This window comes from Rhodococcus sp. ACPA1 (assembly GCF_002300195.1).
Classification (GTDB): Bacteria; Actinomycetota; Actinomycetes; order Mycobacteriales; family Mycobacteriaceae; genus Rhodococcus_F; species Rhodococcus_F opacus.
Window position 1 is genome coordinate 1 of sequence record NZ_NSDX01000012.1, and the last position, 24,164, is coordinate 24,164.

General features: G+C 66.8%; 23 protein-coding genes. 1 reads left to right on the forward strand and 22 read right to left on the reverse strand.

Annotated elements, in window-relative coordinates; all coding sequences use genetic code 11:
• Positions 1-425: 425 nt before the first annotated feature.
• Positions 426-1,700: a UDP-N-acetylglucosamine 1-carboxyvinyltransferase gene (gene murA, locus CJ177_RS39030; protein WP_005252964.1), complete on the reverse strand. Its 1,275-nt coding sequence runs from the start codon at positions 1,698-1,700 to the stop codon at positions 426-428.
• Positions 1,701-1,754: 54 nt separating this feature from the next.
• Here murA and CJ177_RS39035 point away from each other — a divergent pair, with 54 nt between their 5' ends.
• Positions 1,755-2,330: a cob(I)yrinic acid a,c-diamide adenosyltransferase gene (locus CJ177_RS39035; RefSeq protein WP_005252963.1), complete on the forward strand. Its 576-nt coding sequence runs from the start codon at positions 1,755-1,757 to the stop codon at positions 2,328-2,330.
• Here CJ177_RS39035 and CJ177_RS39040 read toward each other — a convergent pair whose 3' ends face one another.
• From CJ177_RS39040 to argS, 21 genes are all read right to left on the reverse strand, one after another.
• Positions 2,331-2,753 carry a DUF2550 domain-containing protein gene (locus CJ177_RS39040; protein ID WP_005571048.1) on the reverse strand — a complete coding sequence of 141 codons (423 nt, stop codon included), beginning with the start codon at positions 2,751-2,753 and terminating at the stop codon, positions 2,331-2,333.
• 48 nt (positions 2,754-2,801) lie between these two features.
• On the reverse strand, positions 2,802-3,170 hold the full coding sequence (locus CJ177_RS39045) for a F0F1 ATP synthase subunit epsilon (RefSeq protein WP_005252961.1): 369 nt from the start codon (positions 3,168-3,170) through the stop codon (positions 2,802-2,804).
• 6 nt (positions 3,171-3,176) lie between these two features.
• Positions 3,177-4,628, reverse strand: a complete 1,452-nt coding sequence (gene atpD / locus CJ177_RS39050) for a F0F1 ATP synthase subunit beta (RefSeq protein WP_005252960.1) — start codon at positions 4,626-4,628, stop codon at positions 3,177-3,179.
• Positions 4,629-4,631: 3 nt separating this feature from the next.
• Positions 4,632-5,612: a F0F1 ATP synthase subunit gamma gene (locus CJ177_RS39055; RefSeq protein WP_005252959.1), complete on the reverse strand. Its 981-nt coding sequence runs from the start codon at positions 5,610-5,612 to the stop codon at positions 4,632-4,634.
• 48 nt (positions 5,613-5,660) lie between these two features.
• Entirely contained in the window at positions 5,661-7,304 is a 1,644-nt protein-coding gene (gene atpA, locus CJ177_RS39060; protein ID WP_005252958.1) for a F0F1 ATP synthase subunit alpha, read from the reverse strand.
• Positions 7,305-7,366: 62 nt separating this feature from the next.
• Positions 7,367-8,194 carry a F0F1 ATP synthase subunit delta gene (locus CJ177_RS39065; RefSeq protein ID WP_179443395.1) on the reverse strand — a complete coding sequence of 276 codons (828 nt, stop codon included), beginning with the start codon at positions 8,192-8,194 and terminating at the stop codon, positions 7,367-7,369.
• A gap of 5 nt (positions 8,195-8,199) precedes the next feature.
• Positions 8,200-8,757 carry a F0F1 ATP synthase subunit B gene (locus CJ177_RS39070; RefSeq protein WP_005252956.1) on the reverse strand — a complete coding sequence of 186 codons (558 nt, stop codon included), beginning with the start codon at positions 8,755-8,757 and terminating at the stop codon, positions 8,200-8,202.
• Positions 8,758-8,764: 7 nt separating this feature from the next.
• The gene (locus tag CJ177_RS39075) at positions 8,765-9,010 is read right to left on the reverse strand and encodes an ATP synthase F0 subunit C (protein ID WP_005252955.1); all 246 of its coding nucleotides are present in this window, start codon (positions 9,008-9,010) and stop codon (positions 8,765-8,767) included.
• Positions 9,011-9,095: 85 nt separating this feature from the next.
• Positions 9,096-9,878, reverse strand: a complete 783-nt coding sequence (atpB, locus tag CJ177_RS39080; protein WP_009474169.1) for a F0F1 ATP synthase subunit A — start codon at positions 9,876-9,878, stop codon at positions 9,096-9,098.
• 327 nt (positions 9,879-10,205) lie between these two features.
• Entirely contained in the window at positions 10,206-10,679 is a 474-nt protein-coding gene (locus tag CJ177_RS39085) for a hypothetical protein (RefSeq protein ID WP_007300049.1), read from the reverse strand.
• Positions 10,680-10,717: 38 nt separating this feature from the next.
• A complete protein-coding gene (locus CJ177_RS39090; protein WP_005252952.1) occupies positions 10,718-11,899 on the reverse strand; it encodes a glycosyltransferase family 4 protein in 1,182 nt (393 codons plus the stop codon).
• Entirely contained in the window at positions 11,896-12,552 is a 657-nt protein-coding gene (locus CJ177_RS39095) for an L-threonylcarbamoyladenylate synthase (RefSeq protein ID WP_095870239.1), read from the reverse strand. The genes CJ177_RS39090 and CJ177_RS39095 overlap by 4 nt, the downstream gene beginning before the upstream one ends.
• A complete protein-coding gene (gene prmC, locus CJ177_RS39100) occupies positions 12,549-13,478 on the reverse strand; it encodes a peptide chain release factor N(5)-glutamine methyltransferase (RefSeq protein WP_095870240.1) in 930 nt (309 codons plus the stop codon). The genes CJ177_RS39095 and prmC overlap by 4 nt, the downstream gene beginning before the upstream one ends.
• A gap of 53 nt (positions 13,479-13,531) precedes the next feature.
• The gene (gene prfA, locus CJ177_RS39105) at positions 13,532-14,611 is read right to left on the reverse strand and encodes a peptide chain release factor 1 (protein ID WP_005252949.1); all 1,080 of its coding nucleotides are present in this window, start codon (positions 14,609-14,611) and stop codon (positions 13,532-13,534) included.
• 92 nt (positions 14,612-14,703) lie between these two features.
• Entirely contained in the window at positions 14,704-14,946 is a 243-nt protein-coding gene (rpmE, locus tag CJ177_RS39110; RefSeq protein ID WP_005252948.1) for a 50S ribosomal protein L31, read from the reverse strand.
• A 227-nt stretch (positions 14,947-15,173) separates the two neighbouring features.
• The gene (gene rho, locus CJ177_RS39115) at positions 15,174-17,258 is read right to left on the reverse strand and encodes a transcription termination factor Rho (RefSeq protein WP_095870241.1); all 2,085 of its coding nucleotides are present in this window, start codon (positions 17,256-17,258) and stop codon (positions 15,174-15,176) included.
• Positions 17,259-17,586: 328 nt separating this feature from the next.
• On the reverse strand, positions 17,587-18,531 hold the full coding sequence (gene thrB, locus CJ177_RS39120) for a homoserine kinase (protein ID WP_095870406.1): 945 nt from the start codon (positions 18,529-18,531) through the stop codon (positions 17,587-17,589).
• A gap of 44 nt (positions 18,532-18,575) precedes the next feature.
• A complete protein-coding gene (gene thrC / locus CJ177_RS39125) occupies positions 18,576-19,658 on the reverse strand; it encodes a threonine synthase (protein ID WP_005252945.1) in 1,083 nt (360 codons plus the stop codon).
• A complete protein-coding gene (locus CJ177_RS39130; protein ID WP_005252944.1) occupies positions 19,655-20,968 on the reverse strand; it encodes a homoserine dehydrogenase in 1,314 nt (437 codons plus the stop codon). The genes thrC and CJ177_RS39130 overlap by 4 nt, the downstream gene beginning before the upstream one ends.
• Positions 20,965-22,386, reverse strand: a complete 1,422-nt coding sequence (lysA, locus tag CJ177_RS39135) for a diaminopimelate decarboxylase (protein ID WP_005252943.1) — start codon at positions 22,384-22,386, stop codon at positions 20,965-20,967. Before lysA ends, CJ177_RS39130 begins: the two co-directional genes overlap by 4 nt.
• Entirely contained in the window at positions 22,383-24,035 is a 1,653-nt protein-coding gene (argS, locus tag CJ177_RS39140; protein ID WP_005252942.1) for an arginine--tRNA ligase, read from the reverse strand. The genes lysA and argS overlap by 4 nt, the downstream gene beginning before the upstream one ends.
• Between the last annotated feature and the right edge of the window lie 129 nt (positions 24,036-24,164).

A 24,164-nucleotide genomic window follows, 5' to 3' on the forward strand; every position in this document is an offset into this window, starting at 1 on the left:
CGGAGTACCAAAAACATTTGGCACTGACATTCATCGACACACTGTTGAGTTCTCAAAGAACACGCACACACCATCACCACTGGCACACTCGCCAGCCGCTCCGGGGCAACCGTTCCATCTTATCCTACCAGCCTCACCGGCGCAAGCCGAGACGCTGATCAGAATCTAACCGGGATGGAAGCACCACCGTACACGACCGGTGAACTTCCGATTTACCAGGCGCCTTCGTCCAACCTCGTGTCCCCCGCCTTCCGGCCGGGGTCGGTGTCCGTGTCGCTCTGACCTGGAATAAGTTACGCGAAGGGAAACTGCTTGCCAAATCGCCAGGTCACGGTGTTCGTCGATTCGGATTCTGCTGGTCAGAGCCGGTGCGCCGGAACCGAACCAGCGCCCGGCCGCTCACACGGGCCGCTGTGACGCCGGACTCACCGCTGAGAACCGGGATCTGCGTCCACCCTTTCGATCCGGCCACCGAGTTCCTGGAGGATCTCGACGAAACGGGGATAGCCCCGGTCGATGTGGAAGACGTCGTGGACTTCAGTCAGCCCGTCGGCGACGAGCCCCGCCAGCACCAGGCCGGCGCCGGCCCGGATGTCCGAGGACCACACCGGCGCGCTCGACAACTGCGCGATTCCCCGGATCACAGCGTGATGACCGTCCGTCCGCGCATCGGCACCCAACCGGATCATCTCCTCGACGAAACGGAACCGCGCCTCGAAGACGTTCTCCGTGATCATCGACGTTCCCTCCGCGACCGCGGCGAGACCGATGGCCATCGGCTGGAGGTCGGTGGGGAACCCCGGATAGGGCAGGGTCGCGAAGTTGACGGCCGTGGGCCGTGCTTCCTGGACCACCCGGAATCCGTCGGCCTCGGCCGTGACGTCGGCTCCGGCGACCCGCAGCTTGTCGAGCACCAGGCCGAGATGCTTCGGGTTGACTCCGCGAACGCGCACGTCGCCACGGGTCATCGATGCGGCGATCCCCCACGTCGCTGCGACGATCCGATCGCCGATCACCCGGTGGGTGGTTGGCTCGAGTTTAGGGACGCCCTGGATCGTCAGCGTGGACGTGCCGGCACCCCGGATCTTCGCGCCCATCTGGATCAGCATGTTGCACAGGTCGACGATCTCGGGTTCGCGCGCTGCGTTGTCGATCACCGTCTCGCCCTTGGCGAGTACGGCGGCCATCAAGATGTTCTCGGTCGCCCCCACCGACGGGAACGCGAGCCGGATGTTCGCACCGTGCAGGTCGTCGGCCTGCGCAACCACGCAGCCGTGCTCGATCGTGCTGTGGGCGCCGAGCAACCGCAGCCCCGACTGGTGCATGTCGAGGGGCCGCGAACCGATGGCATCACCACCCGGTAGCGCGACCACCGCGCGCCGGCACCGCGCGACCAGCGGTCCGAGCACACAGACCGACGCGCGGAACTGACGTACCGCCGCGAAATCGGCGTGGTGTTTGGGCTCGGCGGGTGTGGTGATCCGGACGATGGAATCGTCGAGGTCCACCTCGCAGCCGAGGCCGCGCAGGACGTCGGCCATCAAGGGGACATCCAGGATGTCCGGGCAGTTGGTGACAGTTGTGGTGCCCTCAGCCAACAGCGCTGCCGCCATCAGCTTGAGAACGCTGTTCTTCGCGCCCCCGACAGACACTTCACCTACGAGGCGGTTACCGCCGGTGACAAGGAAGCGTTCGCTCACAGAACACAGCCTAGAGCCAGGGATGCCGACCCCGGAGGCCGGTACCGTAACGCTATGGCCGTACACCTCACCAAGATCTATACCCGGACCGGCGACGACGGGACCACCGGACTCAGCGATTTCTCCCGTGTGTCGAAGAACGATCCGCGGCTGATCGCCTATGCCGACTGCGACGAGGCGAACGCGTCGATCGGGGTCGCGGTGGCATTGGGCGACCCGCCCGAGGAGATCCGGTCGATCCTGCGGCAGATCCAGAACGACCTGTTCGACGCCGGCGCCGACCTCTCCACCCCGGTGGAGGCCGAACCGAAGTACCCGCCGCTGCGGATCTCCGACGAGTACATCGACCGTCTCGAGGGCTGGTGCGACGAACTGAACGAACGCCTGGCGCCGCTGAACTCCTTCATTCTCCCCGGCGGCACGGCACTGGGAGCTCTGCTGCACGTGGCGCGGACCGTGACCCGGCGGGCCGAGCGGTCTGCGTGGGCAGCCGTCGACGCGAATCCGGAGACCACCAACGCACTGCCGGCGAAATACCTCAACCGACTGTCGGATCTGCTGTTCATCGTCAGCAGGCTCGCGAACCCTGAGGGCGACGTGCTCTGGAAGCCCGGGGCCGGACAGTCCTGATCAGAGTCGGCGACCGCGAACCGATCGGCCGGACGGTCGTGATTCGACCCAGGAGAGGAACGCGGTCAATGCTCCCCCGTCCAATGCGATCTCGTACGAGCTACCGCGGTCCTTGACCGACAGGATGATGATTTCCTCGGACATGATGTCGAATTCGGAGCCCTCCGGGCTGCGACGACCTGCGACTTCGATGCCCTGGCGGTCGATGCGCGAATCAGGGCCGGGACGCAAACTCGACAGTTTGAAAAAGACGAGGGAACCCTCGCCGTAGCGGATGACGCCGTGGCGCCACCCGGTGTCCCCGGGGGCAGGCGTCACCCGGAGGATCGCCGCGGTGCCGCCGCGGCGCAGTACTGCAAGCCGATACAAAAAGACCGCGACGAAGGCCGCGAGCAGCACAACCAGAATGATCAACACAGTCATTCCGATTGTCACTGTTCGTCGGCTCCGTCGCGGTCTTTCTCGTGCAGCCTAAGCGCGCTCTACAGCGCGGATCCGACCCTTGGCGACAGCAATCGCCTCGAGATCGTCTCCACTCTCTGCGAGCACGGCCTTGGCCGCTTCCACATCGATGTCCTCGGCCAAGTCGGCTGACTCGGCGAGGATCGTGACTGTCTTCGCGGTCACGGACAGGAACCCGCCGTGCACAGCAGCGACGATACGCTCACCGTCGGCCGTCGTGATCGCAACCACTCCGGCCTCGACCAGCTGTCCGAGAACCGGCTCATGCCCAGGCATGACACCGATCTCGCCCTCGGTCGTCTGTGCGCTGACGAGAGTCGCCGAACCAGACCACAACCGTCGCTCCACGGCGACGAGTTCCACGGTCATCTCAGCCATCGTCGACTACTTCCCGGCGATCTTCTTGGCTGCAGCCTCGACGTCGTCGAGTCCACCACAGCTGTTGAACGCCTGCTCGGGCAGGTGATCGAACTCGCCCTTGCAGATGCGGTCGAACGCCTCGATGGTGTCGCGGAGCGGCACCACGGAGCCGGGCTCACCGGTGAACTTCTCGGCGACGATGAAGTTCTGGCCGAGGAACTTCTGCAGACGGCGGGCACGGCCGACGAGCACCTTGTCCTCTTCCTGCAGCTCGTCCATACCGAGGATGGCGATGATGTCCTGCAGTTCCTTGTACTTCTGCAGGATGCGCTTGACCTCGTTGGCAACCCGGAAGTGCTCGGCACCGACGATGCCGGGCTCCAGGATGCGGGAGGTGGAGGTCAGCGGGTCCACAGCGGGGTAGATACCCATCTGCGAGATCGGACGCGACAGCTCGGTGGTGGCATCGAGGTGCGCGAACGTCGTGGCCGGCGCCGGGTCGGTGTAGTCGTCGGCGGGCACGTAGATCGCCTGCAGCGAGGTGATGGAGCGGCCTCGCGTCGAGGTGATGCGCTCCTGCAGCTCACCCATCTCGTCAGCCAGGGTCGGCTGGTAACCCACGGCCGAAGGCATACGACCGAGCAGGGTCGACACCTCGGAACCGGCCTGGGTGAAACGGAAGATGTTGTCGATGAACAGCAGCACGTCCTGGCCCTGGACATCGCGGAAGTACTCCGCCATGGTCAGCGCGGACAGGGCGACGCGCATACGCGTTCCCGGCGGCTCGTCCATCTGGCCGAAGACGAGGGCGGTGTCCTGGAGGACGCCCATCTCTTCCATCTCGAGGTGAAGGTCGGTGCCCTCACGGGTGCGCTCACCGACGCCTGCGAACACCGAGGTTCCGGAGAACTCGCGGGCGATACGGGTGATCATTTCCTGGATCAGAACGGTCTTGCCGACACCGGCACCACCGAACAGACCGATCTTTCCACCCTTGACGTACGGGGTGAGGAGGTCGATGACCTTGATGCCGGTCTCGAGGATCTCCGTCTTGCCCTCGAGCTGGTCGAAGGCCGGTGGCTTGCGGTGGATGCCCCACTGCTCGCCGTCGCGACCCGTTCCGGGAGCGTCGAGGCAGTCGCCCAGTGCGTTGAACACGTGGCCCTTGACGACGTCACCGACGGGAACCGAGATCGGCTTGCCCGTGTCGGACACCGAGGTGCCGCGGATCAGGCCGTCGGTGGGCTGCATCGAGACGGTGCGCACCAGGTTGTCGCCGAGGTGCTGTGCGACCTCGAGGGTCAGCGTCTTGGCGACCGAGGGGAGCGTGATCTCGGCGTGCAGGGCGTTGAACAGTTCAGGAATAGCGCCACGCGGGAATTCAACGTCCACGACGGGACCGATGACCCGCACGACGCGGCCGGCGACGGACGAACCCGAGCCTGCCCCGTTGTTTTCGGTTACTGCTGCGGTCATTGCTTAGTCACTTCCTGCGCTCGAGGCAAGCGCATTCGCGCCGCCGACGATCTCGCTGATTTCCTGGGTGATCTGGGCCTGGCGAGCCTGGTTTGCCTGACGGCTCAACGTGTTCACCAGTTCGTTTGCGTTGTCCGTCGCGGCCTTCATGGCGGTACGACGGGCAGCCGACTCCGACGCCGCAGCATCCAGCAGCGAGGAGTAGATGCGGGTGCTGATGTACTTCGGCAGCAGGGCGCCGAGCAACTTGTCGGGTTCCGGCTCGAAGTTGTATCCGGCGACCGGTTCCGAGTCGCTGGACCCGTGACCGTTCGACAGCATGTCCTCGCCGAGTTCGACGTGCTCCTCGGAGACCATCACCTCGAGGGGAGCCATCCGGCGGACCTCGGGAGACTGGGTCAGCATCGACACGAAGCGGGTGTAGACGATGTGGAGTTCGTCGACGCCTTCGATGGTGCCCTCGCCGTTCGGCGCGGGGACCTCCGAGCCGGATCCGGCCATGAACAGGTCGACCAGGTGCCGGCTCGCCTTGGCAGCGTCGGAGTAGCCCGGATCCTGGGAGAACCCGGTCCACGCACCTCCCAAGTCGCGGCCACGGAACGTGTAGTACCCCAGACCCTTGGATCCGAGCACGTAGATGACCGGATCCTTGCCCTCGCTGCGCAACAGCTGGAACAGCTCCTCGGCCTCCTTGAGGACGTTGGAGTTGTATCCGCCGCACATACCGCGGTCGCTGGTGACGACCAGAACCGCGGCACGCTTGGGATCGGTGCGCTCGTTCAGCAACGGGTGGTCCAGCGAAGCCGACGCGCTCGCCAGCTCCGACAGAACCTTCGTGATCTCCTCGGCGTACGGCTTCGCCGCGGCGACGCGAGACTGTGCCTTCGTGATGCGCGAGGTCGCGATCAGTTCCTGGGCCTTGGTGATCTTCTTGGTCGAGTTGACCGACTTGATGCGAGACCTCAGTTCGAGAATGCTTGCCATCGATCGATCACTCTCCCTTCATGTTTCGCAGCATCATGGGCAGGCCGCTCACTTGCTGACGGTGGTGCGCTTGACGTTGATCTGCTCGTGGCCGACCTCGCCGGCGTCCAGAGCTTCAGCCTCGGCCTCGTTCACGACCCGGCTTCCGTCGGATGCGATGAAGGTTTCCTTGAACTTGTCGGTGGCCTCGACCAGCGCCTTGGCGTTGTCGGCGTCGAGGGCCTTGCCGCCCTTGATGCTCTCGTACACGCCGGAGGCGGTGCGGTGCAGCTCGTCGAGCAGCTCGGCCTCGAAGCGGCGGACGTCACCGACGGGCACGCTGTCGAAGACACCTTCGCCGGCGAGGTAGATCGACACGATCTGGTCCTCGACGGGGATCGGGCTGTACTGATCCTGCTTGAGCAGCTCCACCAGGCGGGCACCGCGCTCGAGCTGTGCCTTCGAGGCGGCGTCCAGGTCGGAAGCGAAAGCGGAGAACGCTTCGAGCTCACGGAACTGAGCCAGTTCCAGACGCAGCGAACCGGAGACCTTCTTCATGCCCTTGGTCTGCGCGGCGCCACCGACTCGGGAAACCGAGATACCGACGTTGATGGCGGGACGGACACCCTTGTTGAACAGGTCCGACTCGAGGAACACCTGACCGTCGGTGATGGAGATGACGTTGGTCGGGATGTAGGCCGAGACGTCGTTGGCCTTGGTCTCGATGATCGGCAGCGCGGTCAGCGAGCCTCCACCCAGGGCGTCGGACAGCTTGGCCGAACGCTCCAGCAGGCGGGAGTGCAGGTAGAAGACGTCACCGGGGTATGCCTCACGTCCCGGCGGGCGACGCAGCAGCAGCGAGATGGCGCGGTACGCCTCGGCCTGCTTGGTCAGGTCGTCGAACACGACCAGGACGTGCTTGCCCTGGTACATCCAGTGCTGGCCGATGGCGGAGCCGGTGTAGGGCGCGAGCCACTTGAAACCGGCGGAGTCGGAGGCCGGGGCGGCGACGATGGTGGTGTACTCCATCGCGCCCTGCTCCTCGAGGGCAGCCTTGACACCCGCGATGGTGGAGCCCTTCTGGCCGATCGCGACGTAGATGCAGCGAACCTGCTGCTTCTCGTCGCCGGTCTCCCAGTTGGCCTTCTGGTTCAGGATCGCGTCGATGCAGACGGCCGTCTTGCCCGTCTTACGGTCGCCGATGACGAGCTGGCGCTGTCCGCGGCCGATCGGGGTCATCGCGTCGATGGCCTTGATGCCGGTCTGCAGCGGCTCCTCGACGGGCTGACGCTCGAGCACCGAGGCAGCCTGCAGTTCGAGGGCGCGGGTCTCGTTGCTCTCGATCTCGCCCAGGCCGTCGATCGGCTGGCCGAGCGGGTTGATGACGCGGCCGAGGAAGGCGTCGCCGACGGGTACCGACAGCACGTCGCCGGTCCGCTTGACTTCCTGGCCTTCCTGGATGTTCTCGTAATCGCCCAGGATGACGGCACCGATCTCGGTGGCATCCAGGTTGAGCGCGACACCCAGAATTCCGCCGGGGAACTCCAGCAGTTCGTTGGCCATCGCCGAAGGCAGGCCACTGACGTGCGCGATGCCGTCGCTGGTGTCGGTCACAAGGCCGACCTCTTCGCGGGAGGCCTCCGGGGAGTAGCTCGCGGTGTAGTTCTCGATCGCACTACGGATCTCGTCGGAGGAGATCGTCAGCTCCGCCATGTTTTTCCTGCTCTCGGTGTCTGGTCTTCGAAAAGATCTGGGGTATGGGGTTCGGTTGCGGACTACTTGAGGGACTTCCGCAACGCTGCGAGACGTCCCGCGCCGCTGCCGTCGATCACCTCGTCGCCCACCCGGACGACCAAGCCGCTGAGGAGTTCAGGATCGACCTCCACGTGAACCGTCACCGGCTTCCCGTAGGTACGGGTGAGGGTGGCGGTCAGCCGATCCGACTGCTCACTGGACAGCGGAGCAGCGCTGCGCACCTTGGCGACAACTGCTTCCCGCTGTGCTGCTGCCAGATTCGACAGTTCGTCGAAGGCGTCCGCGGGTGCGGAGTTCTTCAACCGGCCCACTGCCTGAGTCGCCAGCGCCTCGGCGACAGCGGTGACCTTGCCGTACAGCAGCTTGGAGAGCAGTTCACGCTTTCTCTTCGCCGGCACGGAACGGTCGGACAGTGACTGCTCGAGCTTGGGGTCACCGGCAACGATGCGGCCGAGGCGGAAGAGCTCGTCCTCGACAGCGTCGAGCTGTCCCTGATCGGCCGCTGCCTTCAGCAGCGATTCCCGACCGACGAGCACCAGCGAGTTGAGCAGGTCGGAGGTGACGGACCAGTCCTGGCCCACCGCCGCCTTCAGGACGGCGAGGGTCTCGGCCGAGACCTTGCCGCCGAATACCTGCTCGGCCAGACCTTCGCGAACGTTCCCGGGCGTCGAGGTGTCCGACAGGGCACTCCGGAGAGTGCGCTGCTCGTCCAGGATCTCGACGACCGAGAACAGCTCGGCCCCGATCTGGGCCGCGGCCGCTGTGGCTGCTCCGGCAGAGACGGATCCCAAGGCCGAAGACAACGCAGCACGGGTCTGCGTCAAGGCCTCACGGCTCGCTGCGTACATGGTGCTCACTTCCCTGCTGCGGAATTTGCGCCGATGGAGTCGAGCTCGTTCAGGAATCGATCGACCGTGCCGGCCCGCTTGACGTCGTCGGCGAGGGACTCACCGATGACCTTCTCAGCGAGGTCGACCGCGGTGCGGCCGAGATCGGCACGCAGTTCGGCAACGATCTGCTGACGCTGGGCAACCAACTGGTTGTTGCCGGCCGCCACGATGCGGTCGCTTTCTTCCTGAGCCTGTGCCTTCATTTCGGCGATGATCTGCTGCCCCTGGGTGCGCGCGTCCTCACGGATCTGCGCAGCCTCGGTGCGAGCTTCGGCGAGCTGAGCGCGGTACTGCTCGAGCGCCGCCTTCGCTTCGGCCTGGGCCTCTTCGGCCCGCTTGATGCCGCCGTCGATCTGCTCGGTTCGCTCGGCAAGGACCTTCTGGAACATCGGAAGGACGTACTTCCAGAAGACGAAACCAACGATGACCAGGCAGACGATCGACCAAACGATGTCATACGTCTCGGGCAGGAGAGGGTTGTGACTCTCTTCCTGCGCGAGGACTGCGATGTTGGCTGCCATGACGGTCTTAGAAAATGAAGCCGGCGACGAGGCCGATCAGCGCGAGGGCTTCGGTGAAGGCGATACCGAGGAACATCGTGGTACGAACCTGTCCGGCCATCTCGGGCTGGCGAACCATTCCCTCGATCGCCTTACCGACGACGATGCCCACGCCGATGCCGGGGCCGATCGCGGCGAGGCCGTAGCCGATGGCTCCGAAACCCGTCGAGTTGGTTTCCTGGACAGCTTCCTGAGCGAGGTAGGCGAGGCTCATGGTGTTCCGTTCCCTTTCTGTTGACCTCCGCCGGATTCGGCGGGAGGCTCAGTTCTTGGTGTAGCTGGTCGTGAAATTTGTGGTGCTAGTGCGAATCCGCGTGCAGCGCCAGATCGATGTACACCGACGTGAGCAGCGCGAAGACGTAGGCCTGCAGGAAGATCACCAGCAGTTCGAAGAAGGTGAATGCAATGCCGGCGGCAAGCGAAGCCACACCGAACACGGCCTGGAAGCCACCGGAGACGAAGAAGAAGTACTGGGTGGCGCTGAAGAACAGCACCAGCAGGATGTGGCCGGCCAGCATGTTGGCCATGAGACGAACCATGAGCGTGAACGGCCGGAGGACGAACGTCGAGATGAACTCGATCGGCACGAGCAGGAAGTGCAGCGGAAGCGGAACACCGGGAACCACGATGCTGCTCTTCACGTACTTGAAGAAGCCGTACTTCTTGATGCCGACGTAGTTGAACACGATGTACGCGAGGGCGGCGAGCACGAGCGGCATGCCGATACGCGCGTTCGGCGAGATGTTGATGAAGGGGATGATGCTGCCGAGGTTGCTGGCGAGCACCAGGAAGAAGATGGTGGTGATGACCGGCAGGAAGCGCTTGCCCTGCTCCTTGCCGAGAATCTCTTCCGCGATGTTGATCCGGACGAAGTCGAGCGCGATCTCACCGATGTTCTGGACACCGCGCGGAATGATCTTCGGGCTGCGCAGCGCGATGACGAAGAAGAGCATCATCAGTCCGGACAGCAGGATGCGAACCAGCATCAGGCGGTCGAGTTCGAACGGAGTCCCTTCGAACAGGACCGCGGGCGGGAAGAAGTCGTTCAGGGAAGGCGCGTGGAATTCTTCTCCAGCAGCCACGTTGATGACGCTCAGCGTTCTCTCCCGTAGTCGGTCCGCAGCCTTCGTTGACTGCGGTTCGATCGGACATTGACGATCAAACAAGTCGACAAGCTCGACTCGCGTATTCGTCAGCTGCTGCGGACTGTTCGAGTCCAGCGTCTGTCGGTGTCGGCGACTCTCGTCGACTCGGCGGCCCTGAAAGTGCGGCCACCTACAAGCATGCAATACCGGCGAGTAACTTACTCGCACTCTCATTGCTCTCGCTTGACCCAGACCTTAGCAAGTCATCTACGACGTTGTGTAGACGGGGTCCGGGTCGATTCAATTTTACTACATCTCGTAGTACTACTTATCGTCCGATTCCGGCGATCCGGCGTCGTCCGACGGCGTCGGCTCGACGTACGGCGCCTTGGTTCCCAGGACTCCGAATGTTTCCGCTCCCAGCACGATCACCAGCGACAGCACCATGACCAGCACCAATGCCGTCTTGTCGTAGAAGTCGAGCGGTTTGAGGATCGCCAGGACCGTGATCGCGAGGATCATCTTCAACAACCACGTACCGAGCAGTACCGCTCCCGCCGTCAAGGCCGGAAGTTTCGCGGTGAACAGCACACCCAGCGCGGTGCACAGGATGAACCCTCCCCCGACTGCGGCACCGAGAAGTGCGCCGTACAGACCGGGCTTGCCCGCGACGAGAAAGGCGATGATCGAACCGACCACTGCCAGCACGATCAGACCGAGAACTCCGTAGCGGACGGCAGCCCGCAACGACGCGGTGTGATCAGGGGCGGAGGCGGGGGTGAACGTCACGGTCGCCAAGGGTAGTGGATCTTCGCCGGTCCGCCGCAACCCTCCGGTCAGCCGCGACGGTCGTGCTGCTGTCCGCGAATCGACGGGACGGCCGTGACGACCAGCGCGAAGACGAGGCCCCCCGCAACCAGGAGGACGACGACGCGACGGTCGAACAGGGCCGACCCGACCGCACCGAACGCCAGGACACCGACCCACAAGTAGATGAGCAGCACGACGCGACGGTGCGAGTGCCCGATCTGGAGGAGCCGGTGATGGAGGTGCATCTTGTCGGGACTGAACGGGCTCACCCCCGCGCGGGTCCGCCGGACGACAGCGAGCAGCAGGTCGAGGATCGGGATGAACATGACGGCACCGACGAGGAGCAGCGGAGAGAGAAGTCCGAGCAGGTCGCGGGTGCCGTACGCGGTCAGCGGGATGCGGCCGGACGCGCTGGTGGAGATGGCCGCGAGCATCAGGCCGATCAGCATGGAGCCGGAGTCGCCCATGAAGATCTTGGCGGGCTGGAAGTTGTGCGGAAGGAATCCGAGACACGCACCCGCCAGCGCCGCGGCGATCAGCGCGGGCGGATACGCGCTGACGTCGCCGCCCTGATCGTGCAGAAGCCCCACCGAGAACACGCAGATCGCGAGCGAGGAGATCAGCCCGAGGCCCGCCGCGAGACCGTCGAGGCCGTCGACGAAGTTCATGGCGTTCACCATCACGACCGCGACACCCACCGTGACGAGACCGGCCTGGAGCTGGTCGAGAATGACGGTGCTGCCGTCCCCGAACGGCATGTAGATGATGAACCAGCTCACCCCCATCACGACGAGGATCCCCGCCGCGGTGACCTGGCCGACGAACTTGGTGAGCGCGTCCAGGCCCCACCGGTCGTCGACCACCCCCACCAGCACGATCACGAACCCCGAGACCAGGGCCGCGGGAATGTCGGAGGTGAACTCGAATCCCCTGGTCAGGGCGGGTAGCTGCTGCGCGAACAATAACGCCACGAGCATGCCGAGATACATGCCGACCCCACCGAGGCGGGGCGTCGGGGTCACGTGGACGTCGCGGTCCCGCGGCACCGCCACCGCCCCGAAGCGGAGCGCGAACAGCCGCACGGCCCCGGTGGCCAGGTAGGTGACCACCGCAGCGGTGAAGAGGACGAGCAGGAGTTCACGCAGCGGGACACCCGCGCCCCCACCTGCTTGGGCCAGCGCCACGCCGGCCGATTCGGCAGCACTCACTGGGCGGACAGACTCTCCGCCGTCACTCCGAGCACGTCGGCGACATCGCCGGTGGGCACGGCACCTTCACGCAGGATCCGGGGGGTCGCGCCGGTGAGGTCGACGATCGTCGATGCCTGCCCCTGCTCCGCCCGACCGCCGTCGAGGTACACGCTCGCCGATCCGCCGAGTTGCTCGCGCGCATCTTCGACCGTCGTGGCGGGCGGTCGCCCGGAGACGTTCGCGCTCGACACCGCCAGCGGTCCGACTTCACGCAGCAGTTCGAGGGCGACCGGGTGCAGCGGCATGCGCAGCATGACCGTCCCCCGGGTGTCGCCGAGGTCCCACGCCAGCGAAGGCGCTTGTTCCACAACGAGACTCAGCCCGCCGGGCCAGAACGCCCGGATCAGGTCGCGCGTCTGCGGGCGGACGCTGTACACCAGGCCGTCGATCGTGTTCCACGAGCCGACGAGCACGGGAACCGGCATGTCGCGTCCGCGACCCTTGGCCCGCAGGAGGGCAGCGACAGCCTCGCTGTCGAATGCGTCCGCGCCGATTCCGTACAGCGTGTCCGTGGGGAGCACGACGAGCCGCCCGGCCTTCAGCGCATTCTTGGCCGCACTCATTCCGGCGGAGCGTGAATCGGGACGGCCACAGTCGTAAACGGTACTCACCCGCCCATTCTTTCACCCTCGGCGACGGCCCCTGCACGCTGCGCCTCGATATCCGTGGCGACGCGCCGGGCGACCACGAAGCGCGGCTTGCCGGCGAGGTCCGGGTGCTCCGCGACCTCGCCGAACACCCGGCGGGACGCGAACAGTGCCGCCACGTCGGAGCCGTTGGAGTCGTCGTGCTCGATGCCGACCGCTCCCCCGATGCGCAACCAGCGCGCGACGTTCGAGATCATCGGCTTGATGACGGACAGACCGTCCGGTCCGGCGAACAGCGCGCTGTGCGGATCGTGGTCGGCGACCTCGGGTTCGAGCTCGACGCCCTCCGGGATGTACGGCGGGTTCGACACGATCAGGTCGACGCCGCCTTCGAGCCCGGCCAGCAACGTCCGATCGGTCACGTCGCCCTGATACAGCCGGATCGGTGCGTCACCTGCCTGTTCGCGGGCGTCGGCGTTGCGCCGGGCCCACGCGAGCGCGTGCGGTTCGAGTTCGACGGCGTGCACGACGGCGTCGGGGCGGGCGTTGGCGATGGCGAGCGCGAGTGCGCCCGACCCGGTGCACAGGTCGAGGACCACCGGCGGATGCTGATCACAGCTTCCGAGAAACGCGAGCGCCCACCCGAGCAGCAGTTCCGTCTCGGGACGCGGCACGAAGACCCCGGGGCCGACCTCGATGTCGATGGCCCCCATCGCGGCGGTACCGAGGATGTACTGCAACGGAATCCGCTTGGCGCGCTGGTCGACCATCTTCTTGTAGGCGTCGATCACCGACTCGTCGACCAGCGGGACGAGGCCGAGCCGGGTCCGCTCCACCCCCAGCAGGTGGGCCGCGAGCAGTTCGGCATCCGCACGGGAGCTACGCACCCCGGCCTCGTCGAGTTGCGCGGTTGCGTCGATCAGGGCCAGGCGAAGAGGAAGGCGACTCACAGGTACAGACTGCCACGCGGCTCGCCGTCCGGTGGCGCGGTCCCGCTTCGCGGTTACTCCGCGGCGAGCCTCGCCTCGCGGTCCGACTTGCCCAGGGCGTCCAGCAGGGCGTCGAGTTCGCCGTCCAGGACCGCGTCCAGGTTGTGGGACTTGAAACCGATCCGGTGATCGGTGATGCGGTTCTCCGGGAAGTTGTAGGTGCGGATGCGCTCCGAACGGTCGACGGTGCGCACCTGGCTCTGCCGGCCCGCCGACGCCTCCGCATCCGCGGCTTCCTCGGCGGCGGCCTGCAGCCGCGCGGCGAGCACCTGCATGGCGCGGGCCTTGTTCTGCAGCTGTGAGCGCTCGTTCTGGCAGGTCACGACGATTCCGGTGGGCAGGTGCGTGATCCGGACCGCGGAGTCGGTGGTGTTGACACCCTGACCACCCTTGCCCGAGGAGCGGTAGACGTCGATGCGCAGATCGGTTTCGTCGATCTGCACCTCCTCGACTTCTTCCGGTTCCGGGTAGATGAGGACACCGGCGGCGGACGTGTGGACGCGTCCCTGCGATTCCGTGACGGGCACGCGCTGCACGCGGTGGACCCCGCCCTCGAACTTCAGTCGCGCCCAGACCCCGTCACGCACATCGCCCTTCGACTTGATCGACAGCGTCGCGTCCTTGTAACCGCCCAGATCGGACACGGTCGCGTCGAGGATCTCGACACGCCAGCCGTGCCGCTCGGCGTACCGGACGTACATCCGGGCCAGATCGGAGGCGAACAGCGCGGATTCCTCGCCGCCCTCCCCCGACTTCACCTCGAGCACCACGTCGTCACCGTCGTGCGGGTCGCGGGGGGCCAGAAGGTCGGTGAGGGTCTTGTCGAGTTCCAGGACCTGCGCCTCGAGTTCGGGCACCTCGGCAGCGAAGCTGGAGTCGTCGGCGGCGAGCTCGCGCGCGGCATCCAGATCGTCCTGCGCCGACTTGAGCCTGGTATACGTCGCCATGATCGGCGCGAGCTCGGCGAATCGCTTGCCCGCCTTGCGGGCCGCGGAAGCGTCGTTGTGCAGGGCCGGGTCCGCCAACTGCTGCTCCAGGCCGGCATGTTCGGCCAGGATGTCGTCGATGGCCGACGGCTGGGTGGTCCCTGCCATGATTCGCTCCGCTCTGCGTTTCTTTCGGAAATAGGCACAAAAAAGCCGACGCCCGGCCTGCAATTATCGCAGGACGGGCGTCGGCGGAACAGCTAGGACTCTGCAGATTCCTTGGCTGCGCCCTTGCCGGCGCGCTTGCCGTAGCGAGCCTCGAAGCGGGCGACACGTCCACCGGTGTCGAGGATCTTCTGCTTGCCGGTGTAGAACGGGTGGCACTGCGAGCAGACCTCGACGTTGATACGCCCGGTCTCCTTGGTGCTGTGGGTCTCGAAGGTGTTTCCGCAACCGCAGACCACGGTGGTGGCCACGTAGTTGGGGTGAATGCCTGACTTCATGGTGTCCCTTTCTATGGTCGCCGGGTCGCCTTCGCCGTTCGAAGACGTGAACCGGAACCGGACTCAGCCGCTCAGTATGCCAGATCGCAGGTTCGCGATCCCAATCGGCATTTGTGCTTGCGGTGTGGTCAACGCGGGTGGTCCGCGTTTTGTTCCACGGTGGTTCCCGAGGGGAAAACAGCGGGGCCCGGCGACCGAAAGTCGCCGGGCCCCGCTTCGGGTCGAGATCAGTCGTCGATCGCGCCCGGAGCAGTCTTCGACACCTGCATGAGGAATTCGATGTTGCTCTTGCTCTTCTTGAGGCGGTCGATCAGCAGATCGATGGCCTGGTGCGAGTCGAGACCCGAGAGCACACGCCGGAGCTTGTGCAGCACCGCGGCCTCGTCCGGGCTGAGCAGCAGCTCGTCCTTACGCGTACCCGAGGGGTTCACGTCCACGGCCGGGAACACACGACGTTCCGCGATCTTGCGGTCGAGCTTCAGCTCGGCGTTACCGGTGCCCTTGAACTCCTCGAAGATCACGGTGTCGCCGGTGGAACCGGTCTCGACCATGGCCGTCGCGATGATCGTGAGCGAACCGCCGTTCTCGATGTTGCGCGCAGCACCGAGGAAACGCTTCGGCGGGTAGAGCGCGGTCGAGTCGACACCACCGGAGAGGATGCGTCCCGAGGCAGGCGACGAGTTGTTGTACGCACGGCCGAGGCGGGTGATCGAGTCGAGGAGGACGACGACGTCCTTACCCGCCTCCACGAGACGCTTCGCACGCTCGATGGCCAGCTCGGCGACCGAGGTGTGGTCTCCCGGCGGGCGGTCGAAGGTCGAGGAGATGACCTCGCCCTTCACCGAACGCTGCATGTCGGTGACCTCTTCGGGACGCTCGTCGACCAGCACGACCATGAGGTAGCACTCGGGGTTGTTGGTCGCGATGGCGTTGGCGATGGCCTGCAGAACGCTGGTCTTACCGGCCTTCGGCGGGCTCACGATCAGCGCACGCTGTCCCTTGCCGATCGGCATCACCAGGTCGATGACACGGGTCGTCAAGATGTTCGGCGTCGTCTCCAGACGCAGCCGCTGATTCGGGTACAGCGGGGTGAGCTTGCCGAACTCGGGGCGCTTCTTGGCCGCTTCCACGTCGCCACCGTTGACGGTGTCGATGCGGACCAACGGGTTGAACTTCTGGCGCTGGTTGCCCTGCTCGCCTTCGCGTCCGACCCGGACGGCGCCGGTGATGGCGTCGCCGCGGCGGAGGCCGTTCTTGCGGATCAGGTTCATCGACACGTAGACGTCGTTCGGTCCGGCCAGGTAGCCGGAGGTCCGCACGAACGCGTAGTTGTCGAGGACGTCCAGGATGCCGGCGACCGGCTGCAGGACGTCGTCCTCGCGGATCTCGGTCTCGCGGGCGTCGCCGCCGCCGCCTTCGCCGCGGTCGCGTCCACGACGACGTTCGCGGAAGCGACGTCCGCGGCGTCCGCGACCGCCTTCCTCGTCGTCGCCCGGGCGGTTGTCATTGTTGCGCGGGCCGTTGTTGCCCTGGCTGCGGTCGCCGCGGTTGTCGCGATCGCCCCGGTCACCGCGTTCGCCGCGGTCACCGCGTTCGCCGCGGTCACCGCGGTCGCCGCCCCGCTCGCGTCGGCTGCGGTCGCCGCCCTGTTCGCCGGAGCCGTCCTGCTTGGCCGGCTTCTCGGCCGAATCCTGACGGTCGTCGGCCTGCTTGCGCTCGGCCTGCTGCGTGTCGGTGGCATTCGCCGAGGCGGTGGCGTCCTGAGCGTTGCCGCCCTGGTCACCCTGCTCGGGTGCGCCTGCCCGACGCGCGGATCCGCGACGCTGACGCCCGCGACGGCCGCCTTCGGCGGTGTCGGTGTCGGCGGCTGCGCCGTCGCCTGTCGCGGGTTCGGCCGTCTTGGGCTCGGCGGCCTTCTCGGTGGTCTCCGCCTGGGGAGTCACTTCGAGTTCGGTCTGAGCGGACTGTTCGCGCTTCGCGCGGGTCGCCCGGGTCCGGGGAGCGGCTTCGGTCGCGGCAGCGGCCGGGGCGGAAGAGCCGCCCTGACGCTCCTTGATCGCGGCGATCAGGTCGCCCTTGCGCATCCCCGAGATGCCCTTGATGCCCAGCTCACCTGCGAGAGTGCGGAGCTCGGTGAGCACCATTCCGGACAGCCCGGCACCCCGGCGCGCCTCGGCGCGCTTGGTGGAGGCTGTCACGGCACCGGTGCCGGGTGCGGTCGATGACGCCTGTGAAGAGTCGCCTGCCTGCGCGCCAACGGTATCCACCGAGGAGGCGCGCACAGGAGCGGCGATGAGGTCCGTATCGGTCACGGAGGTCCTTTCCTTCCCTCACTCGCGCTGCGCAGAGTCGAGGGTTCGTCCCGTAATTCGGTTTCGAATACCGAATTCGGATGTGCCGTACGTAGTTGCATGTGAAGAACTGCCGGCTTGCCCGCCATCACATCACCTTTGAAACAGGCGCGTACTCGCAATCCCTACACGACAGATAGTGCGGAGGATCGTGCCAGGAGCCGTCAACCCCGATTGACCTGGAGTAATTGCCCTGGTGAAGCACCGGCGTCTGATGCGCACGATGTACGGACATTGCCCAGGATAGCTGTGAACGACCGTAGGGGCAAGGAGACGCCCCTACGGCGTGTCAGCTGGTCCGGACGCCGTCCGCCACGTCCAGTTCGAGAACCTGCAACCCCTCGGCCTCGGCATGTGCTCGAAGATCCACGGGGAAAGGCTCCGTGGTCAATGCGAGAACGGTCGGTCCGGCTCCCGAGACGGTGGCGGCGATACCCGCCTTCCGGAGGACGGCGATCCATCGCGTCGTGAGCGGAAGCGCCGGAGCGCGCTGCGTCTGGTGCAGCCGGTCCTCGGTGGCCGCCATCAGAAGGTCGGGACGCTCTGTGAGCGCCACCACAGCGAGGGCCCCGCGGCTCACGTTGAACGCTGCGTCCCGGTGGGGAACCGTCTCGGGCAACAGACCCCGCGTGTGGGCGGTCGACGAGCGCTCCCCCGGCACGAGCGCGACGACGCGGATCGCGGGATGAACCTTCAGCGCGACGGCCGAGTAGATGTCGGTGGCCGCGGGCGCTCCGTCGGTCTGCTCGCCCGCGCAACTCCACGACACGACGGCGCCGCCGAGCACGCTCGCCGACGCGTTGTCGGGGTGCCCTTCGAATTCGGACGACAGCTGGACGAGCTGATCGAGCGACAGCCCGAGTTCGGGGTCGAGCTTGATCGCCAGGCCGTTGGCGGCCGCCAGCCCCCCGACGACGGCGGAGGCCGACGAACCCAGGCCCCGCGAATGGGGTATCGCGTTGCGGCACACCACATCCAGGCCGTCAGCCCACACGCCCGCCGATTCCAGGCCACGTTCGATGGCCCGGACCACGAGATGGGACGGACCCCACGGCACGTCGTCGGCACCCTCGCCCTCGACCCGGATCTTCAGCCCCGAACCCGTGGTGGTCACGGTGATCTCGTCGTACAGCCCGAGCGCGATGCCCAGCGTGTCGAAGCCCGGGCCGAGGTTGGCGCTCGACGCAGGCACGCGGGCGGTCACGGTGAGGCCCGTGGGGAGGGTCTGTGTCATGGCAGCGGTGTGGTCCTGCGGCGTGGTGGGCGTGGGCGCCACCACTACGCCAGCTCGAGGGCCGACGCGACAGCGACAGGATCGACCGGGATCGGTTGAACCTCAGGCATACCCGCCAACGCCGTGTCGGGGTCCTTGAGGCCGTTACCGGTGACCGTGCAGACGACGGTCAGCCCCGAGTCCAGCCAGCCCTCCTTGCGGGCGGCGAGCAGACCTGCGACGCTCGCGGCCGAGGCGGGCTCGACGAACACCCCTTCGGTCCTGGCGATCAGCCGGTACGCCTCGAGGATCTCGTCGTCGGTCGCGGCCCGGAAGGCGCCGTGCGACTCTTCCTTGGCGGTGACCGCGCCGTTCCAGGACGCGGGCGAGCCGATGCGGATCGCGGTGGCGATCGTCTCCGGGTCCTTCACCGGTGCGCCGTGGACGAGCGGTGCGGCGCCGGCGGCCTGGACGCCGAGCATGCGGGGCTTCACGCTGGTGAGCCCGTCCGCGTAGTACTCGGAGTACCCGCGCCAGTACGCGGTGATGTTGCCCGCGTTGCCGACCGGGAGCGCGTGCACGTCGGGGGCCTTGCCCAGTGCGTCGCAGATCTCGAATGCCGCGGTCTTCTGGCCCTCGATGCGGACCGGGTTGACCGAGTTCACGAGCCCGATCGTGGGGAATTCCGCGGTGGTCTTGCGGGCCAGTTCGAGGCAGTCGTCGAAGTTGCCCTGCACCTGGATGATCCGCGCGCCGTGCATGACGGCCTGCGCGAGCTTGCCCATCGCGATCTTGCCCTGCGGCACCAGAACGGCGCAGGTCATCTTCGCCTTTGCGGCGTACGCGGCGGCGGACGCGGACGTGTTACCCGTGGACGCGCACAGGACCGCCTGCTGACCGCGGGCGAGCGCGTCGGTAACGGCCATCGTCATGCCGCGGTCCTTGAACGAACCGGTCGGGTTGAGCCCCTCGACCTTCAGGTAGACGTCGCAACCGGTGAGTTCCGAGAGGTGCCCGGCGGGCAGCAGCGGGGTGCCGCCCTCGCGCAGGGTGACCGTCTTCCAGTTCGGTCCGATGGCGAGGCGGTCGCGGTAAGCCTCGATCAGCCCCGGCCAGGGGGTGTGAACGGGGTTGCGGGTGCCGGTCATTGTTCGGTGCCTTCCAGTCGCAGCACGCTGGTCACAGCGGTGACGAATTCGAGTTTGCTCAGTGCCTCAACGGTTTCCGACAGAGCAGAATCCGTCGCGACGTGGGTCACGACGACGAGGCGGGCACCGTCGCCGGCGCCTTCCTGCCGCACGGTGGAGATGCTGACGCCGTGCTGCGAGAATTCGGCAGCCACCGCCGACAGGACCCCGGCCTTGTCCGTCACCTGCATGTTGACGTAGTAGCGCGTGGGGATGTCGCCGATCGGCGCGATCTTCAGCTTGGCGTACTTGGACTCGCGGGGTCCGCGGCCACCGTTCACCTTGTTACGCGCGGCCATCACCAGGTCGCCCATCACGGCCGACGCGGTGGGGGCGCCGCCTGCGCCCTGCCCGTAGAACATCAGGCGTCCGGCGTTCTCCGCCTCGACGACGACCGCGTTGAACGCACCGTTGACCGAGGCCAGCGGATGTTCCAGCGGCACGAGCGCCGGGTAGACCCGCGCGGAGATCCGTTCCTTGCCCTCGGGGGTGGTGATCCGCTCGCAGATGGACAGCAGCTTGATCGTGCAGTCGAGTGCGCGGGCCGACGTCAGGTCGGCCGCGGTGATCTTGGAGATCCCCTCGCGGTACACGTCGGCGGCCGTGACCCGGGTGTGGAACGCGATCGACGCGAGGATCGCCGCCTTGGCCGCGGCGTCGTAGCCCTCCACGTCGGCGGTCGGATCGGCCTCGGCGTATCCCAGGCGTCCGGCCTCGGCGAGGGTCGCGGCGTAGTCCGCGCCGGTCTCGTCCATCGCCGACAGGATGAAGTTGGTGGTTCCGTTCACGATTCCGGCGACCTTGTTCACCCGGTCACCGGCGAGGGACTGGATGAGCGGGCGGATCACAGGGATCGCGCCGGCCACGGCGGCCTCGAAGTAGAGGTCGACGTTGTGCAGTTCCGCGGCCTCGGCCAGTTCACCGGTGTGATCGGCGAGCAGCGCCTTGTTGGCGGTGACGACGGACTTGCCGGAGTTGAGCGCCGAGAGGATCAGCTTGCGGGGCAGGTCCATGCCGCCTATCACCTCGACGACGAGGTCGACGTCGTCGCGGGCCACGAGTGACTCCGCGTCGGTGGTCTGCAACTCCTCGGGAATTCCGCGGTCCTTGCCGGGGCGGCGCACGGCCACTCCACGCAGTTCCAGCGGGGCACCGACGCGAGCCTCGAGGTCTTCGCTGTGCTCCCGCAGGATGCGCACGACCTCGCTCCCGACGTTGCCGAGGCCGAGGACGGCCACACCGATAGCGCGATGCGCCGATTCGCTCGTCACTCCTGTACCTCCAAGCTCAGCAGGTCTTCCACAGTTTCCCTCCGGAGGATCACGCGCGACTGTCCGTCGCGCACCGCCACCACGGCAGGGCGGGCGAGCAGGTTGTACCTGCTCGACATCGAATAGCAGTATGCACCGGTGGCCGCGACGGCGAGCAAATCGCCGGCGTCGATGTCCTCGGGCATCCAGGTGTCGCGGATCACGACGTCGCCGGACTCGCAGTGCTTACCGACGACGCGGGACACCACCGGTGCCGCGTCGCTGACCCGCGAGACCAGCTTGGCCTCGTACTCCGCCTGGTACAGCGCGGTACGGATGTTGTCGCTCATTCCGCCGTCGACGCTGACGTACCGGCGGGTGAGGTTGCTGCCGACGGTGACGTCCTTGATGGTGCCGACCTCGTACAGCGTCACCGTGCCGGGTCCGGCGATCGCGCGCCCGGGTTCGACGGCCAGCGTCGGCTCCGGCAGGCCGGCGAGCGCCGACTCGTTGCGCACGATGTCGCCCAGTTTGGCGGCGAGCTGGTCGACCGGCGGCGGGTCGTCGGTGGGGACGTAGGAGATTCCCATGCCGCCACCGAGGTCGATGATCGAGATCTGGGCGGTCTTGTCCACACCGAACTCCGCGACGACGTCCCGCAGGAGCCCGATCACGCGGTGTGCGGCCAACTCGAAGCCGTCGACGTCGAAGATCTGCGAGCCGATGTGGCTGTGGAGTCCCACCAGCCGCAGGTTGCCGGCGGCGAAGACCCGGCGGACCGCGTCGATCGCCTTTCCGCCCGCGAGCGAGAACCCGAACTTCTGGTCCTCGTGGGCCGTGGAGATGAACTCGTGGGTGTGTGCCTCGACTCCGACCGTCACGCGGATCAGAACGTCCTGCACCACACCGGCTTCGGCGGCCACCTTGTCGAGGCGGTCGATCTCCGTGGCGGAGTCGAGCACGATGTGCCCGACCCGGGCCGACACGGCGGCGTTCAGCTCGGCGACCGATTTGTTGTTGCCGTGCATGGCAATTCGCTCCGCCGGGAATCCGGCGTGCAGGGCGACCGCCAGTTCGCCGCCCGACGCGACGTCCAGGGACAGGCCCTCGTCGGCGACCCAGCGGGCGATCTCGCCGCACAGGAACGCCTTGGACGCGTAGTGCACCTTGGCGGTGGGCCCGAACGCACGGGCCATGTCGCGGCAGCGGGACCGGAAGTCGTCCTCGTCGACCACGAACAACGGTGTGCCGTACTTCTCGGCCAGTTCGGTAACCGGGATGCCCGCGAGACTGACGACTCCGTCCGCGGCGCGGTGTGCGTTGCGGGGCCACACCTCGGGAGAGAGTGCGGCGAATGCGGCCGCGTCGGCGGGACGTTCGGGCAGACCGGGTGCGTGCAGCTGTTCGGCGTGCTTGGGACCTGCGGGGTGCGCGTTCACATCTGCTCCGGTGCGCTGACGCCGAGCAGGGCCAGTCCGTTGGACAGGACCTGACGGGACGCGTCGCACAACGCCAGTCGCGCGATGTGCAGCGGGCCGACTTCCTCGTCGCCCTGGGGCAGGATCCGGCAGGCGCCGTAGAACCGGTGGTAGGCACCGGCCAGCTCCTCGAGATACCGCGCAATGCGGTGCGGCTCACGCAGATTCGCGGCACTGGTGACGACGCGCGGGTACTCGCCGAGGGTGCGGATCAGATCGCCCTCCTGCTCCGAGACGAGCAGCGAGAAGTCGGGATTCGTGACGGCGATACCGAGGTCGGCGGCGTTGCGGGCGATGGCCGACAGGCGGGCGTGCGCGTATTGCACGTAGTACACCGGGTTCTCGTTGCCGGTGCTCGTCCACAGTTCGAGATCGATGTCGATGCTCGAATCCACCGACGACCGGATCATCGCGTACCGCGACGCGTCGACGCCGATCGCCTCGACGAGGTCGTCGAGGGTGATGACCGTCCCGGCGCGCTTGCTCATCTTCACGGCCACACCGTCGCGGACGAGGTTCACCATCTGGCCGATCAGCACCTCGACGGTGTCGGGGTCGTCGCCGAACGCGGCCGCGGCCGCCTTGAGCCGGCCGATGTACCCGTGGTGGTCGGCACCGAGCATGTAGATGCACAGGTCGAAGCCGCGGGAGCGCTTGTCCTGGAAGTAGGCGATGTCACCGGCGATGTACGCGGCGTTGCCGTCGCTCTTGATGACGACGCGGTCCTTGTCGTCGCCGAAGTCGGTGCTCTTGAGCCACCAGGCGCCGTCCTCCTGGAACAGGTTGCCGGAGTCCTTGAGCGTCTCGACGGCCTTCTCCACCGCACCGGATTCGAACAGCGAGTTCTCGTGGAAGTAGACGTCGAAGTCGACGCCGAACTCGTGCAGGGTGCGCTTGATGTGGGCGAACATCAGGTCGACGCCGATGGCGCGGAAGACTTCCTGCTGCTCGCCCGCGGGCAGTTCCAGCACGTCGGGGCGCTGCTGCTGCACCTGGGCGGCGATGTCGGCGATGTAGGCGCCCGCGTAGCCGTCCTCGGGGGCGGGTTCGCCCTTGGCGGCCGCGATCAGCGAGCGGGAGAACCGGTCGATCTGGGCGCCGTGGTCGTTGAAGTAGTACTCGCGGGTGACCGCCGCGCCCTGGGTGGACAGGATCCGGCCCAGCGCGTCGCCCACGGCCGCCCAGCGCGTTCCACCGAGGTGGATGGGGCCGGTGGGGTTGGCGGAGACGAACTCGAGGTTGATCTTCTTGCCGTCGAGCGTGTGTCCGGACCCGAAGGCGGCACCTTCCTCGAGGATCTTCGCGACGATCGCGCCCTGCGCGTCGGCGGCCAGGCGGATGTTGAGGAAGCCCGGGCCCGCGATGTCGGCGCTGTCGATGCCCGCGGCCGCGGTCAGCGCCTCGGCGAGCCAGCCGGCCAGCTCACGCGGGTTGGTACCGACCTTCTTGGCCACCTGCATCGCGACGTTGGTGGCGTAATCGCCGTGCTCGGGATTGCGCGGACGCTCGACCGTGAGAGTTTCGGGAAGCACGGACACGTCGAGTCCGCGTTCGGCGAGCACTTTCGCGGCGGTTCCGCGGAGCAGTTCGGCAAGGTCAGCTGGAGTCACAGGTATCTATCCTATGGCCAACGCGTCCCGGGCGGTGATCCGCCTTCCCGCGAGTCCCGCCGCGGGCCCGGCGACCGCCGGCGAGCGTGGCCGCGGCCACTCTCCCAGGTTGCGCTCAGGGTGGGAAAG

Coding starts and splice junctions, on each gene's coding strand:
- CJ177_RS39035 (WP_005252963.1), top strand. CDS start 1,755: ATGGCCGTACACCTCACCAAGATCTATACCCGGACCGGCGACGACGGG.
- CJ177_RS39040 (WP_005571048.1), bottom strand. CDS start 2,753: ATGACTGTGTTGATCATTCTGGTTGTGCTGCTCGCGGCCTTCGTCGCG.
- CJ177_RS39045 (WP_005252961.1), bottom strand. CDS start 3,170: ATGGCTGAGATGACCGTGGAACTCGTCGCCGTGGAGCGACGGTTGTGG.
- atpD (WP_005252960.1), bottom strand. CDS start 4,628: ATGACCGCAGCAGTAACCGAAAACAACGGGGCAGGCTCGGGTTCGTCC.
- CJ177_RS39055 (WP_005252959.1), bottom strand. CDS start 5,612: ATGGCAAGCATTCTCGAACTGAGGTCTCGCATCAAGTCGGTCAACTCG.
- atpA (WP_005252958.1), bottom strand. CDS start 7,304: ATGGCGGAGCTGACGATCTCCTCCGACGAGATCCGTAGTGCGATCGAG.
- CJ177_RS39065 (WP_179443395.1), bottom strand. CDS start 8,194: ATGTACGCAGCGAGCCGTGAGGCCTTGACGCAGACCCGTGCTGCGTTG.
- CJ177_RS39070 (WP_005252956.1), bottom strand. CDS start 8,757: ATGGCAGCCAACATCGCAGTCCTCGCGCAGGAAGAGAGTCACAACCCT.
- CJ177_RS39075 (WP_005252955.1), bottom strand. CDS start 9,010: ATGAGCCTCGCCTACCTCGCTCAGGAAGCTGTCCAGGAAACCAACTCG.
- prfA (WP_005252949.1), bottom strand. CDS start 14,611: ATGGCAGGGACCACCCAGCCGTCGGCCATCGACGACATCCTGGCCGAA.
- rpmE (WP_005252948.1), bottom strand. CDS start 14,946: ATGAAGTCAGGCATTCACCCCAACTACGTGGCCACCACCGTGGTCTGC.
- thrB (WP_095870406.1), bottom strand. CDS start 18,531: ATGACACAGACCCTCCCCACGGGCCTCACCGTGACCGCCCGCGTGCCT.
- thrC (WP_005252945.1), bottom strand. CDS start 19,658: ATGACCGGCACCCGCAACCCCGTTCACACCCCCTGGCCGGGGCTGATC.